7 protein-coding genes are annotated in these 12919 nt (G+C 72.8%); all 7 read right to left on the reverse strand.

What is annotated here, in order from left to right:
* Positions 1 to 6: 6 nt before the first annotated feature.
* The 7 genes from P0Y31_RS00875 to P0Y31_RS00905 all read right to left on the reverse strand — a co-directional run bounded on the left by P0Y31_RS00875 (position 7) and on the right by P0Y31_RS00905 (position 12779).
* The gene (locus tag P0Y31_RS00875) at positions 7 to 1338 is read right to left on the reverse strand and encodes an SWIM zinc finger family protein (protein WP_275866200.1); all 1332 of its coding nucleotides are present in this window, start codon (positions 1336 to 1338) and stop codon (positions 7 to 9) included.
* Positions 1335 to 4031, reverse strand: a complete 2697-nt coding sequence (locus P0Y31_RS00880) for a hypothetical protein (RefSeq protein ID WP_275866201.1) — start codon at positions 4029 to 4031, stop codon at positions 1335 to 1337. Before P0Y31_RS00880 ends, P0Y31_RS00875 begins: the two co-directional genes overlap by 4 nt.
* An 87-nt stretch (positions 4032 to 4118) precedes the next feature.
* Positions 4119 to 6116, reverse strand: coding sequence for an ABC transporter ATP-binding protein (locus P0Y31_RS00885; RefSeq protein WP_275867050.1), 1998 nt, complete (start codon positions 6114 to 6116; stop codon positions 4119 to 4121).
* Positions 6117 to 6199: 83 nt separating this feature from the next.
* Entirely contained in the window at positions 6200 to 7939 is a 1740-nt protein-coding gene (locus P0Y31_RS00890; RefSeq protein WP_275866202.1) for an ABC transporter ATP-binding protein, read from the reverse strand.
* A 39-nt stretch (positions 7940 to 7978) separates the two neighbouring features.
* Complete coding sequence (locus P0Y31_RS00895) at positions 7979 to 9511, reverse strand: methyltransferase (RefSeq protein WP_275866203.1); 1533 nt, start codon at positions 9509 to 9511, stop codon at positions 7979 to 7981.
* Positions 9512 to 9519: 8 nt separating this feature from the next.
* Positions 9520 to 10230, reverse strand: coding sequence for an AIM24 family protein (locus P0Y31_RS00900; RefSeq protein WP_275866204.1), 711 nt, complete (start codon positions 10228 to 10230; stop codon positions 9520 to 9522).
* Between the two features lie 116 nt (positions 10231 to 10346).
* The gene (locus P0Y31_RS00905) at positions 10347 to 12779 is read right to left on the reverse strand and encodes a sodium-translocating pyrophosphatase (protein WP_275866205.1); all 2433 of its coding nucleotides are present in this window, start codon (positions 12777 to 12779) and stop codon (positions 10347 to 10349) included.
* Positions 12780 to 12919: the final 140 nt, after the last annotated feature.

Raw genomic sequence — 12919 nt, forward strand, 5'->3', positions numbered from 1 at the left:
GGGTCGTCAGCCCACCGGGTCCGCGGTGGTGATGGCGACGGCGAGCACGTGCTTGCACGGACCGCGCCCCCCACGGTGCTTCGCGTGCCACAGGCAGGTGCACGAGGCGGCCTCGCCCACCCCGCGGACCCAGTGCTGGTGGTCGTCGACGGTGACCACCCACCGGTCACCGTCGCGGCCGACCGCCCCGGCGGACACCAGCTTCCGGGCGGCGACGAGCCGCGGGTTGTCGCGTTCCACCCGCTCGGCCAGCGGCAGCTCGCGGTGGAACCAGCTCTGCTCGACGACGTCGAAGCCGACCTTGCCGGAGGTCGCCAGCACGGCCAGGCCGCCGTGCACGCCTTCCAGCGACAGCCCGGTGAGCTCGGCCAGGGCGATCGGGTCGACCACCGGCTCCCAGGCGAGGAACTCGAGCAGCTGGGCGGCTGCCCCCTCCGCCGTGTCGGCGCTCAGCGCCCGCAGCAGCCCACCCTCGCCCGAGAAGCCGCGGTGGGGCTCGGGCGAGAGCAGCAGCGTCAGCCGCGCTCCGGGCAGGTGGAGCACCCAGCCACTCGCGCCGCTGTCGCTGCTGAAGGCGTCGAGCGAGGTGGCGAAGCGCGCGATTCGCGCGGCTGCCGCCAAGCGCCCCGCGCCGGCCAGGTGCACCGCCCCCGGCACCGGTCGGGCGCTCTGGCGCAGTCCTGCCGGCCCCGGCACGAGGTAGAGGCTCGGGCCGGGCTGCCGCTTGGGCAGCCCCGCCAGGAACCGCACCACCGCCGAGCCGGTGAGCGAGGCCGCGTGCGCGAGACCGGACGCGAGCGCGGGCACCTCGGCGAAGCCGCGCACCCACCGGTCGGGCATCGCCACCTTCCGCTCCTCGTGGGTGGCCTCCGGGGTGGAGACCCGCAGCTCGTCGGCGCCCACGCTGAGGTGGACCAGTGCCTCACGGCCGACCGAGGCCAGGGCGGTGCGCAGGGGCTGGTTGACGTCGACGTTCGTGGTGCCGAAGCCGACCTCGCCGCTGGCGATGCCGTTGCCGAGCAGGTCGAGCCGGGCGTGGACGCCGTTGCAGGCCGAGAACGACTCGAAGCGCAGCCGGTCGCCGCTGGCGGTCACCACGGGGTCGAGGCTGGCGAGGCGCTGCATGAGCCCCGCGTCGAAGTACCGGGAGGCGGCCACGTCCGCGACCGCCAGGAGGCCGGCCGCGGCCACGTCGGGCCGGACCAGCAGGCCGGTGAAGAAGTGCGGCTGCTCGACCGGCCCGGTGGGCGTCAGGCCGAGCGCGGTCTCCAGGGCGAGCAGTGAGCCGTCCGCCGTGGGCGACATCAACGACGCCCCGCGGTAGCCGGCGGACGTCATGCGGGGACCTCCACGTCGCGCACCCAGGCCCGGGCCTCCACGTGCACCTTGGACGCACCCCTGGTCCGGGCGATCTCCACGACGGCAGGCGGCACCACCGCACCGGGCGCCGCCGCGGCATACCGGCGGGCCAACGAGAGCAGCTCGGCCAGGCCGGCCGGGCGTCGCTCCAACCGGCAGGCTGCCTCGACGACGGCCGTGACCGCGGGCCAGAGCGGCTTCATCCCGCCACCGAGCACGACCTGCTCCCACGCCGAGGTGGTGCGCGCCAGGCGGAGCTTGCCGCGGCCGAGGAGCGCGAGACAGGCCCGCTCGAAGTCCCCGCTGTCGAAGCGGCCTCGCGCCATGAGGGCCAGCGTGGCGTCGACGCCGCGCAGGCGAGCGGCCTCGTCGGCGTGGCCCAGGGTGGCCGCCAGCGCGTGGTGCACCGCCGGCCCGGCGATGCCCGGCGCCTCGACGAGCCACTCCAGCCACCGTGACGACGACGTGGACGACTGGTCGAACGACGACTGCGTCTTCGCCACGACGAGCTCGGGCCAGTGGGGCACGACGTCGATCGTGGTGTCGGCCGCCACCTGGTACTCGGAGAAGTCCTTGTCACGCCCCGGCTGATGCCCTGCCACGAGGTCGGGCGGCACGGACGGGAAGACGTCGAGCGGCACTGGGAGCTCGGCCGGCCCCACGTGCAGGCCCCTCTCGGCGGCCCTGACCTCGAGGGCGGGAAGGCCCCCGCCCGCCACCCACTGGCGCACCACCCCGGCGGCGTCGGCGCCCGGAGACCGCGTGCCCCGCAGGAGCCGGCGCAGCCCGGTGGCCTCCCTTCCCCGCAGCGTGACGACGACGCCGTCGAGCTCGTCGGCCCGCGTCGGGTCCACCGGCTCGAGCCGCAGCAGGGCCTGGAAGAGGTCGAGCTCGCCGCAGGGTGCATCTCGGTAGGAGCGCAGCCGGCTGTGCAGGTCGTCGAACGAGACGCTGCCGCCCTCGTCGGACGGGGTGCTGAGGAGGCAGGGCACCGACCCCGCGGCGAGCAGCGTCTCGGAGACGTGCAGACGCACCAGGGCCCACGTGACCGGCATCGACGACAGGTGCCAGTCGTGCGAGACGTAGGGCCGCCAGACCCCGCCGTGGTAGAAGCGGATCTTGGCGACCTCCTTCTCGTGCTGGGCCCGGTCGAGGCCGCCGTGGGCCCAGTCGGCGGCCCGGTTGACGACCTCGGGCCGCTGCCAGTCGTGGCGCGGCCAGGCGCTGCGGAGGAAGGCGGCGAAGCCCGCGCGGTCGTCCCAGGCCCAGCGGACGAAGGCGTCGAGGAAGCGGGCGGTGACGTGGCCGAGCCCTCCCGTGCTGAAGGCCGACAGCGCGGCCGTCAGCCCCTCCGGGGTGGGCTCGACCTGCCGGAAGGGCTGGGGCGGCGGGGCCGGCGCCGGGTCGCACCACAGGTCGGCGACGGGCTGCGGCGCGGGGCGTTCTGCCTCCACCCCGAGGCCGGCCAGGGCGCGGCGGGCCCGCCCGGCCAGCGACTCGTCGTCGCTCTCGGCTGCCGCGGCCAGGCCCGCCACGACTGCCTCGCGACCCAAGCGGTCCACCGCCTCCCGGTGCACCAGCGCCCGGAGCAGCTCGGTCCGCTGGCGCTTCTCCTTGCGGGAGAACACCGTCACCGCGAGCTCGGCCATCTCCTCCGGACCCGAGACGGTGTCGAGCAGCACCGGCAGCAGCACCGCCGTGACCGGTCCGCGCGCCGTGGCCATCGCACCGAGCAGGAGCGGCACCCGGCCCTTGGCGTCCCCGGCCGAGAACCCGAGCGCGGTGAGCACCGTGGCCAGCGCCTTCTGGGTCGCGGCCGGCTCGTCACGCGTGAGCGCCTGCAGGCAGACCTCCAGCAGGCGCTCGCGCTCGAGGCGCCCCTCGTCCACCATGGCCGCCACTGCGGGGCCCAACTCCCACCCCTGCACCGAGGTGCTCACGAGCGTGCCCAGCGTGCCGGGCCGCTCGACGGCGGCCGGCAGGACGTCCCGCAGCAGGGGGTCGACGCGCCATTGCCCGGCGAGCGTCTGCTCTGCCACCAGCTGCCGGTGCGCTCGCAGCCGGCCGTGCTCGTCGAACCGCAGGCGCGTGGTCCCGGAAGGGGGCAGGTGGTCGGCCCGCCGCGGCACCCCATCAGTGCCCCGCCGAGCCTCCCAGGCAGCCTGCGACATCAGCTGCCCGTAGTGCTCCGTCCACCCCTGCGCGAACGAGCCACCCATCGGCAGGGGCAGGTCGAAGTGCTCCGCCAGCGGGAGCCCGATCCGGGCCAGCCGGATCGCGTCGGACTCGAAGTCACCGCGGAACACCCTCGTGCTGGCGGCCTCGAGGAACGCCGCGCACCACTCCCGCCCCCGGTCACCCATGCGCTGGACCACCGCAGCGAGCGGCTCACCACCATCGCTGCGCCAGTAGTGGTGCCACCCGAACCAGGCGGCGGCCTTCTCCGGGCTGGGCGCGAGGGACACCGCGAGCAGGTCGCAGCACGACCTGACCCCGTCATGGTCGACCGGGCTGCTCCAGTCCCGAGCGGCGGCGTGCAGCGGTGCGCGGTTCGCGCGGTACCAGCGCTCGGCTTCCTGCACACCGTCGGCGTCGAGGCGACCGAGCAGGTCGTCGAGCGCACGCCACTGGCCCGATGCGGTGATCAGGTCGAGCTCTTCCCCCAGAGTCACGCCCGCCACGGTAGAGGCGCAGTGCTGTGCGCGCGCCGGTTTCCGGCCCAACCCGGCCGTGCGGACGATGGGGCGTATGCCGTGCGGCTAGGGCCCGCTCCCGCCGGCACCGGTCGCCGCCGGGACGGCCGGCTCGTCCGGCTCGTCCGGCTCTTCCGGCGCGTCCGGAGCCGGGGCCTCGCCGGTGTCGACGTCGACCGCGGCACCGCTGAACTGCGCGGCGTACAGGCGGGCGTAGGCGCCCTCCCGGGCGAGCAGCTCCGCGTGCGAACCCTGCTCGACGATGCGCCCGTCCTCCATCACGAGGATCAGGTCGGCGTCGCGGATGGTGGACAGCCGGTGGGCGATGACGAAGCTGGTGCGGTCGCTGCGCAGGGCCGCCATCGCGTGCTGCACCAGCAGCTCGGTGCGGGTGTCGACCGAGCTCGTGGCCTCGTCGAGGATCAGCAGCGCGGGGTCGGAGAGGAAGGCCCGTGCGATGGTCACGAGCTGCTTCTCCCCCGCGCTGATGTTGCCGCCCTCCGCGTCGAGCATGGTGTCGTAGCCGTCGGGCAGCGCGTGCACGAACCGGTCGACGTAGGTCGCGCGCGCCGCGGGGAGCACCTCCTCGTCGGACGCGCCGGGCCTGCCGTAGGCGATGTTCTCGCGGATGGTGCCGCCGAAGAGCCACGCGTCCTGCAGCACCATCCCGATCTGCGAGCGCAGGCTGTGCCGGGTCAGCTCGGTGATGTCGACGCCGTCGATGGTGATGCGCCCGCCGTCGAGCTCGTAGAACCGCATGACGAGGTTGACCAGGGTCGTCTTGCCGGCCCCGGTCGGGCCCACGATGGCGACGGTCTGGCCAGGCTCGACCACGAGGTCGAGGTGCTCGATGAGCGGGGTGTCCGGCCGGTAGGAGAACGAGACGTCGTGGAACTCCACCCGCCCGTGGGGCGCCTCGAGCGCGCGCGCCGAGGCCGGCTCGGGCCGCTGCTCCTGCGCATCGAGGACCTCGAACACCCGCTCGGCGGAGGCGACTCCGGACTGCATGAGGTTCGCCATCGAGGCGACCTGGGTGAGCGGCTGGGTGAACTGTCGCGAGTACTGGATGAAGGCCTGGACGTCGCCGAGGCTCATCGAGCCGTTCGCCACCCGCAGCCCGCCCACGACGGCGATGGCGACGTAGTTGAGGTTCCCGATGAACATCATCGTCGGCATGATGATGCCGCTCACGAACTGCGCGCCGAACCCGGCGGCATACAGGTCGTCGTTCTTGGCGGCGAACGCCGCCTCGGTCTCGTGCTGGCGGCCGAACACCTTCACGAGGCCGTGCCCGGTGAAGGTCTCTTCCACGACCGAGTTCAGCTCGCCGGTGCTCTTCCACTGCTGCACGAAATGGCGCTGCGACCGCTTGCCGATCACCGTCGTCACGACGATCGACAGCGGGATGGTCACGAGCGCGATGAGCGCCAGCAGGGGCGAGATGACGAGCATCATCGTCACCATCGCCACCACCGTGAGCAGCGAGGTGAGCAGCTGGCTCAGCGTCTGCTGCAGGCTCTGGGCGACGTTGTCGATGTCGTTGGTGACGCGGCTCAGCAGCTCGCCGCGAGGCTGGGCGTCGAAGTACGGCAGGGGCAGTCGGCCGAGCTTGTCCTCGACGTCACGGCGCAGGGCGAAGATCGTGCGGTTGACCGCACCGGTGAGGATCCAGCCCTGCGCCCACGCGAGCACGGCGGCGACGGCGTAGATGCCGAGCACGGTCAGGAGCACCAGGCTGACGGCGGTGAAGTCGATGCCCTGGCCCGGCACCACGTCGAGCGCCGAGACCATGTCGGCGAGCGTGTCGTCGCCGCGGGCGCGCAGGCCCTGCACGACCTGCTCCTTGGTGGCCCCCTCGGGCAGCTGGCTGCCCACCACACCGGTGAAGACCAGGTCGGTCGCGCGGCCGAGCACCTTCGGCCCGATCGCCGACAGCGTGACGCTGACGACCGCGAAGCCCAGGACCGCGGCCAATGCTGTCCGCTCGGGCCGGAGCAGGCCGAGCAGCCGCTTCGCGGAGGGCCCGAAGTCCTTCGACCGCTCGACCGGCACCCCCACCGACATGTGCGGCCCGCGCCTGGCAGCACCGGCCGCCGGTCCGCGCCGCGCCTCGGCGGCCCGCTCCTCCTCGGTCTTCACCCCTTCACTCACGCCGCCACCTCCTCGGCGCCGCGCTGCGACTCGACGATCTCGACGTAGGTGGGGCAGGTCGCGAGCAGGTCGTCGTGGCGCCCCGACCCGACCACCCGGCCGCCGTCGAGCACCACGATGTGGTCGGCGTCGACGATGGTCGACACCCGCTGGGCCACGACGATGACGGCGGCGTCACGGGTGACCGGGCGCAGGGCCGACCGCAGCCGGGCGTCGGTGGCCAGGTCGAGCGCGGAGAAGGCGTCGTCGAAGAGGTAGACGTCGGGCCTGGCGACGATGGCTCGCGCGATGGCCAGGCGCTGGCGCTGCCCGCCCGAGACGTTGGTGCCGCCCTGCGCGATCGGGGCGTCGAGGCCGCCGGGCATCGCCCGCACGAAGTCGTCGGCCTGCGCGACCCGCAGGGCCTCCCAGAGCTGGTCGTCGGTCGCCTCGGCGTCTCCGTAGCGCAGGTTGCTGGCCACGGTGCCGGTGAAGAGGTAGGGGCGCTGCGGCACCAGCCCGATGCGCGCCCAGACGTCCTCCAGACCGGCGTCGCGCACGTCGACGCCCGCGAGCCTCACCGACCCGGCGGTGACGTCGTAGAGCCGGGGAACGAGCGAGACCAGCGTCGACTTGCCGGAGCCGGTGCTGCCGATGATCGCGGTGGTGTGGCCCGGCTCCGCCGTCAGCGACACGCCCCGCAGCACCGGGGCGTCGGCGCCGGGGTAGGTGAACTCCACGTCGCGCAGCTCGACCGTGGTGCGGCCGCTCGGGAGGGCCACCGGGTGCTCCTTCTCGGCGACGCTGGAGGTCGTGGCGAGCACCTCGCCGATGCGTCCCGCCGAGACGGTCGCCCGCGGGAGCATCATCGACATGAAGGTCGCCATCATCACCGACATGAGGATCTGCATCAGGTAGGACATGAAGGCGGTCAGCTCGCCGATCTGCATCTCCCCCGAGGCGACCCGGCGCGAGCCGAACCACAGCACCGCGACGGTGGAGGCGTTGAAGACGAGCATGACGAGCGGGAAGGCGAGCGACATGAGGCGGCCGACCGCGAGGGCGGTCCCGGTGTACTGCGTGTTGGCCGCACCGAACCGCTCCCGCTCGTGCTCCTCGCGCACGAAGGCGCGCACCACCCGGATGCCGGTGATCTGCTCGCGCAGGATGCGGTTGACCCAGTCGACCGACTCCTGCATCAGCCGGAACTGCGGCACCATCCGCCGGATGACCAGGCCCACGGAGAGGGCCAGCAGCGGCACGGCCACGGCCACCAGCCACGACAGGCCGACGTCCTCGCGCAGGGCCATCACCACGCCGCCGACCATCATGATCGGGGCGGACACCATGAACGCCAGGCCCATGAAGACGGCCTGCTGCACCTGCGTGACGTCGTTGGTGTTGCGCGAGATCAGGGTCGGCGCACCGAAGCGCGAGACCTCCTGGGCGGAGAGCTCGGTGACGCGGGCAAACACGGAGCCCCGCAGGTCGCGCCCCAGTCCCGCTGCCGACCGCGCCCCGAGGTAGGTCGCCCCGACCGTCGCGGCGATCTGCACCAGCGAGATGGCCAGCATCCACGAGCCAGCCGTCACGATGTAGCCGGTGTCGCCCTTGGCCACGCCCTCGTCGATGATCTGGCCGTTGAGGCTGGGCAGGTAGAGCGAGGCCATCGTGCCCACCAGCTGCAGCACCACGAGGACCGCGACGAGGTTGCCGTAGGGGCGCAGGTGTTCGCGGACCAGGCGGACGAGGGTCACCCGGTCAGGTTAGGCGAGGCCTGACGGGGACTCGACTGGTTATGCCGTGGGCGAATCCGGGAGCCCGACGAGCATGCCGTCGGCGACCAGCTCACGGATGACGGGGAGGGCGGAGGCCCGCAGCTCCTCGTCGGAGACCTCGAGGAGCGAGGCGATGGCGGCCAGCGCCTGACCCGCGGTCAGGTCGCCGTCGCAGACGCTCGCGAAGGCGGCCATCGCCGTGTCGAGCCGCACCGTCCGCCCCAGCCCGCCGCCCTGCCGGAGCAGGATGACGCTGGAGTCGTCGGCCCCCGGACGCCCGTGCCGCTCCTCGGTGACGTCGGGCGCGCACGTCCAAGCCACCGCGAGCAGGTCCTCGTCGCTGTGCTCGGCGAGCCAGGTGCGCGCCCGCAGGCCCTCCAGGACCGCCGGGCCCATGGGTGTGGCCACCCGCCCGGTCGCCTCCTCCAGGTGCACGAACGGCTCGCGCTGCGTCGCCGGGCGCTGCAGGGTGATCACCCCGAAACCGATCGCCGTGACGCCACGGGAGGCGAAGTCGTCCAGCCACGCGGCATACATCGCGGCGAACTCCGCCGTCGCGCTGTGGTGCCCGCCGTCGCGGGCCCAGGTCTCGGCATACTGTGCGGGGTCCTGCAGCTCGCGCTGCACCACCCAGGCGTCGAGCCCGGTCTCGGACACCCAGCCGCGGACCCGCTCACGCCAGTCGGCGTCGCCGACGATCTCCCAGTTGCCGAGGAACTGCGCGATGCCACCGGGCTCGAGGTGCTCGCCGATCGAGCGGACCAGGCCCGAGACGACGGCGTCGCCCGAGGCGCCACCGTCGCGGTACTCGAAGAGGGGCACGCCCGCGCGGCGCGGCGTGATCACGAACGGCGGGTTGCTGACGATGAGGCCGAACCGCTCCCCTGCGAGGGGGTCCAGCATCGAACCGGCCCGCAGCTCCCACTCGACCTCGTTGAGCAGGGCGTTGAACCGGGCGTAGGCCAGGGCCCGCTCGGAGATGTCGGTCGCGGTGATGTGCCGGGCGTGGGCGCCGAGGTGGAGGGCCTGAACGCCACAGCCGGTGCCGAGGTCGAGGGCACGCTCGACCTCGGGTCGAGGCGTCCACGAGGCCAGCGTGGTGGACGCGCCCCCGATGCCGAGGACGTGGTCCTCGCGCAGCGGCTGGCGGGTCGCGAGCTCGGAGAGGTCGGACGCCACCCACCACTCGTGGTGCTCGTCGCCGTAGGGGCGCAGGTCGCAGGTGGCGACGACGCCCGGGCCCTGCAGCGTGACCAGGCCGAGGTCGAGGGCGCCGGTGACACCCAGGGTGGGCAGCGCCGCCCCGGCTTCGGCCTCGTCGACGGCGTCACCGAGCGTGAACAGCCGCACCAGGGTGGCCACGGGCGTGTCGGCCTCGGCGGTGACCCGTTGCGCGGGCAGGGTCTGCTCACGGTCGAGCGCGGCGCCGGCCAGCGGGCCGAGCAGGGCGGCCACGCCGTCGACGGTGTAGCCCGAGGAGCGCAGGTCGGCGCGCAGGCGGCCGACGAGGTCCGCGTCGGGGCGCGGTGGGGCGGTGGTGGAGGTGCTCACCCGTCTGCTCAACCGTCCAGGAACCCGCCGAGGTTGAACCCGCCGCCACCTTGGGCCGAGGCGGGCGAGCCCATCCACTCGCTGGGCTGCACGACGACGAAACCCGGTCCCTGGAAGGCGTACTGGAACGCCTCACCCGAGCCGCCGCGCAGCATCGACCGGACGTTCATGCTCGAGACCAGCTGGGGCACGAGGTTGGCCGACCAGGCGACGCAGGCCTCGACGTCGACGTAGGTGGGCTGCGTGCTGCAGTCGAGGACGACCGGCTGTCCCACGGCCGTGATGGCCGCGGTACCGGTGCCCTGCAGCGTCGTGTTGAACAGGCCGCCGCTCGCCATGCCGGCGCCCTGGACCCGCTTGATGTCCCAGTCGATGCCGGAGTCGAAGGCCAGGAGGTTCCGCGCGTTGACCGACAGCCCGTCGCCGGTGAGGTCGACGAGGAAGACGTAGCCGGCTGCCGCCGCGAAGAACACGTCGCCGGTGCCGGACACGCGCATGAGCGAGACGTCCTCGCCGGTGACGACCTTCTTCAGCAGCTTGCCCATCGAGCCGGACTTCTCGTGGTCGAAGCGGATCGCCCCCTGGTAGGCCACCATCGCACCCTTGACGGCGAGGACGTCGCCGCCGAGGTGCACGCGCAGCATCTGGGGGTTCTGCAGCGCGAACCGCTGGTCCGCCTGGACCTCGAGGTTGGCCTGCTCGAAGAGGGCACTGTGCATGCGCACAGGGTATGCCGCCGTGCCCGAGGCGGCCGGGCGGCATACCGCTGGGGACGAACGGCGGCGGCCGGCGTCACCACGAGGTGACGCCGGCCGCCGGCTCGGTGCGCAGGAGGTCAGTTGCGCAGGTGCTCCTCCTCGAGCTCGCTGCCGCGCGTCTCGTCGCCCTCGGTGACGTTGCCGCGACCGGGCGCATGCGCGTGCGCGTGCGCGACGGCGGCCTCCTCTTCCCCGAGCTCCTCGGGGGACTCGCCACCGATCGCGAGGTCACGGGACTTGGAGACCGCGACCGCGCCGATCACGACCGCCAGGGCGGCACCGGCGATGCCGTAGCGCAGCACCGGGTTCTCCCCCGCGCCGATGCTCAGCGTGATGATGGCGGGAGCCACGAGCACCGACACCAGGTTCATCACCTTGATGAGCGGGTTGATGGCCGGGCCGGCCGTGTCCTTGAACGGGTCGCCGACGGTGTCGCCGATGACGGTCGCGGCGTGGGCCTCGCTGCCCTTGCCGCCGTGGTGGCCGTCCTCGACGATCTTCTTGGCGTTGTCCCACGAGCCGCCCGAGTTGGCGAGGAAGACCGCCATGAGCGCACCGGCGCCGATGGCGCCGGCCAGGAAGCCGGCGAGGGCTCCGATACCGAGGCCGAAGCCGACCGCGACCGGCATGAGCGCGGCCAGCAGGCCCGGGGTGGCGAGCTCGCGCAGCGAGTCCTTGGTGCAGATGTCGACGACCTTGCCGTACTCCGGCTTGGTCGTGCCCTCCATGATCCCGGGGATCTCGCGGAACTGGCGGCGCACCTCGAAGACGATGGCGCCGGCCGCGCGGGTGACGGCGTTGATCGCCAGGCCCGAGAAGAGGAACACCACGGCGGCACCGAGGATGAGCCCGACCAGCGTGGCGGGCGAGGTGACCAGCGCGGCGGCGTCGTTGACGAAGTCGATCGCCTCCTCCTGGGTCACGTCGCCGGGCTCGATGGCGCGGAAGGCGCTCTGCCAGGCCTCGGTGTAGGAGCCGAACAGGGCGGTGGCGGCCAGCACGGCCGTCGCGATCGCGATGCCCTTGGTGATCGCCTTGGTCGTGTTGCCCACCGCGTCGAGGTCCGTGAGGATCTGGGCGCCCTCCTCGTCGACGTCGCCCGACATCTCGGCGATGCCCTGCGCGTTGTCGGAGACCGGGCCGAAGGTGTCCATGGCGACGATCACCCCGACCGTCGTCAGCAGGCCGCACCCGGCCAGCGCGATGAGGAACAGCGACAGCGCCACCGAGCCCCCACCGAGCAGGAACGCGAGGTAGACCGCGCCACCGATGATGGCCGCGGTGTAGACGGCGGACTCGAGGCCGACACCGATGCCCGAGAGCACCACCGTGGCGGCCCCGGTGAGCGAGGTGCGGGCGACGTCCCTGGTCGGACGCTTGTCGGTGCCGGTGAAGTGGCCGGTCAGCCAGAGGATGATCCCCGCCAGGACGATGCCGATCACCACGGCGAGCACCGCGATGATGCGCGGGTCGCCGTCGAGGCCGAGGACCTCCTGGTTCTCGGTGCCGAGGTCGGCGAACGACGACGGCAGGTAGATGAAGGCGGCGACGGCCGACAGGACCGCGGAGATGAGGGCCGAGATGTAGAAGCCGCGGTTGATGGCCGTCAGGGCGTTCTCGCCCGGCTTCACGCGGGTGATGAACACGCCGATGAGGGCCGTGACGGCACCGATCGCCGGGACGAGGAGGGGGAAGACCAGGCCGTACTCGCCGAAGGCGACGGAGCCGAGGATGAGGGCGGCCACCAGCATCACGGCATACGACTCGAACAGGTCGGCGGCCATGCCGGCGCAGTCACCGACGTTGTCGCCGACGTTGTCGGCGATCGTCGCGGCGTTGCGCGGGTCGTCCTCGGGGATGCCCGCCTCGACCTTGCCGACGAGGTCGGCGCCGACGTCGGCGGCCTTGGTGAAGATGCCGCCGCCGACCCGCATGAACATGGCGAGCAGCGCGGCGCCGAAGCCGAAGCCCTCGAGCACCTTGGGTGCGTCACCTTCGTAGAGCAGCACCACGATGGAGGCGCCGAGCAGGCCGAGGCCGACGGTCGCCATGCCGACCACACCACCGGTGCGGAAGGCGATCCGCATGCCGAGGTCGCGGTCGCCGTGCCGGGCGGCGGAGGCGACGCGGACGTTGGCCTTCACGGCCAGGCTCATGCCGAGGTAGCCGATGGCAGCCGAGAACAGGGCGCCCACGATGAAGAAGCCCGAGCGGCCCCACCGCACCCCCGCGGTGTCGGCCGGAAGCAGGAGCAGCAGGCCGAACACGAGGACGACGAAGATTCCGAGCGTCTTGAACTGCCGCGCCAGGTAGGCCTGCGCCCCCTCCTCGACGGCCGCACCGATGTTCTGCATCTTCTCGGTGCCGGGGTCGGCGGCGAGCACCTGCCGCCGGAAGAAGACGCCCATGGCCAGGGCGATCACCGCGATGACGGCGACCACGATGACCAGGGTGAGATTGTTGCCGGTCAGCGACAGATCAGCCGCTGCGGCGGACGCGAGGCCCGACATTCCATCCTCCTTGATGGGTGGCATGACGCCGTCCCCATGGGCGCGCCACAACAGCGGCACTGAGACGGTTGTGGCGACAGTAATGCACATCACAACCGCGTGGAGGTGCTGTGAGGACCTTCACACCGGCGTTTTGCGGG

Source organism: Knoellia sp. 3-2P3 (assembly GCF_029223115.1).
Lineage (GTDB): Bacteria > Actinomycetota > Actinomycetes > Actinomycetales > Dermatophilaceae > Pedococcus_A.

Bases quoted from the DNA above. Each gene is read 5' to 3' on its own strand.
- P0Y31_RS00900 (WP_275866204.1), bottom strand. From the start codon at position 10,230: ATGCACAGTGCCCTCTTCGAGCAGGCCAACCTCGAGGTCCAGGCGGAC.
- P0Y31_RS00885 (WP_275867050.1), bottom strand. From the start codon at position 6,116: ATGTCGGTGGGGGTGCCGGTCGAGCGGTCGAAGGACTTCGGGCCCTCC.
- P0Y31_RS00905 (WP_275866205.1), bottom strand. From the start codon at position 12,779: ATGTCGGGCCTCGCGTCCGCCGCAGCGGCTGATCTGTCGCTGACCGGC.
- P0Y31_RS00875 (WP_275866200.1), bottom strand. From the start codon at position 1,338: ATGACGTCCGCCGGCTACCGCGGGGCGTCGTTGATGTCGCCCACGGCG.